Source organism: Vibrio sp. 10N.261.55.C5, assembly GCF_041470505.1.
GTDB classification, from domain to species: Bacteria; Pseudomonadota; Gammaproteobacteria; order Enterobacterales; family Vibrionaceae; genus Vibrio; species Vibrio crassostreae_C.
This window is the reverse complement of record NZ_JBFRMS010000101.1, coordinates 1-1,597: the sequence shown is the minus strand read 5'-3', so window position 1 is coordinate 1,597 and position 1,597 is coordinate 1. Positions and strand designations below refer to the sequence as shown.

Sequence of the window (1,597 nt, the reverse complement as noted above, 5' to 3'; positions counted from 1 at the left end):
GTGTGTTAGAGAACAGCCAGATGGTATGACCTTATATACTTAGACTTACCTACTGGTGCGTTTTTGGAGGTCATCAATATGGAATCCGTCAACTATTCTGCTTATATTGGACTTGATGTGCACAAGGACACAATTGCTGTTGCGATTGCAAGTCCAGAGCGGCAGGGAGAAGTTCGATTTTATGGGAATATTTCTTCAGCAAAAGATGCCGTTATTCGTCTAATGAAGAAGCTAATCAAGCTTCACGGTACGATCCTTGTCTGCTACGAAGCGGGCCCAACAGGCTACGGTCTATATCGATTGTTACTTAGCATGAACATAGAGTGTACAGTTGTGGCTCCTTCTAGAATACCTAAGATATCAACCAACAAGATCAAAAATGATCATCGAGATGCCGTCGCTTTAGCGAGGTTGTTAAGAGCGGGTGAGTTAGTTGATATCTGGGTACCCGACCTGACACATGAAGCTATGCGAGATCTTGTGAGAGCCAGAAGCTGTGCAAAGAAAGATACTAAAGTTGCCAAGCAGCGAATCCAAAGTATTCTTCTGAGAACGGGTAAAAAGTATGAAAAGAAAATGTGGACTGTCCGCCATCGAGTATGGCTAGCCAACCAATCTTTCCCCTTAGCTTCTCAACAAATAGCTTATGAGCACTATCGACAAAGCTTGGAGCAAATAGAAAACCGTATTGAGCAATTAGACCAAGAAATTGATAGGTTACTTCCTAACTGGTCACTTTATAACTTGGTTAATCAACTGCAAGCTCTAAAAGGTGTCGGACGTACGATTGCAATCTCCGTAGTGGCTGAAGTGGGTGATTTCTCCCGATTTAGTAATCCGAAACAAATAATGGCATTCCTTGGCCTAATACCTGGTGAACATTCAAGTGGTAGTGTGACTCGTAAAGCAGGGATCACTAAAGCTGGAAATGTTGAGTTAAGACGACTTTTGTATGAGGCAGCATGGGCATATAGAAACAATGCTAAGGTCGGTAGCTGGTTAACTGCGAATCGACCAGATAGTGTTTGCCAAGAAGCCAAAGATATCTCCTGGAAAGCTCAGCAGCGATTATGCTTCCGTTACCGAAGCTTGGTAGCTAAAGGGAAAAAGTCACAAATAGCAATTACTGCTGTTGCGAGAGAGTTACTTGGATTCATGTGGGACATTGCTGTCACCACTCGAAATCAGAGAGTTTAAAATTTGCTTGGAAGTGAAGAAGCTCAGGTGAGTAATCCTCGTCAAGAATTTAAGTCGACCACTTGGTTAGATACTAGCAGCCAGATAGAGGTAAACTCATTACGAAAACCATGTTGGGGCTAAAGATCCCCGAATAAGAGTATGTATAACCCAAGTTATTGCTAATTCACTTTCAGGCAATTCTAATGTTGAAAGCATGCCTCGTCTCACAGAGGAGAGAGAGGTTTTGTCGAAAAACTTGAAAAAGGTCATAAGAGTTCTTCCTGCCAATGACCAGTGGTTTAATTGCGCGTTCAGCGCGATTATTATCAATAGATAAGTGACCATCGTCGATATAACGAATGAGTTTAGGCCATTGCCCGAGCGTGTACTTTATTGCTTTGCCTAGTGGGCTAGAGCC

General features: G+C 42.7%; 1 protein-coding gene and 1 pseudogene. One reads left to right on the top strand and one right to left on the bottom strand.

Annotated features, from left to right (window positions below; all coding sequences use genetic code 11):
* Positions 1 to 78: 78 nt before the first annotated feature.
* Positions 79 to 1,197, top strand: coding sequence for an IS110 family transposase (locus tag AB4263_RS23830; RefSeq protein ID WP_017070419.1), 1,119 nt, complete (start codon positions 79 to 81; stop codon positions 1,195 to 1,197).
* Between the two features lie 256 nt (positions 1,198 to 1,453).
* Here AB4263_RS23830 and AB4263_RS23825 read toward each other — a convergent pair.
* Positions 1,454 to 1,597: pseudogene (locus AB4263_RS23825) on the bottom strand (transposase); the annotation flags it as partial.

Bases quoted from the DNA above. Each gene is read 5' to 3' on its own strand.
- AB4263_RS23830 (WP_017070419.1), top strand. From the start codon at position 79: ATGGAATCCGTCAACTATTCTGCTTATATTGGACTTGATGTGCACAAG.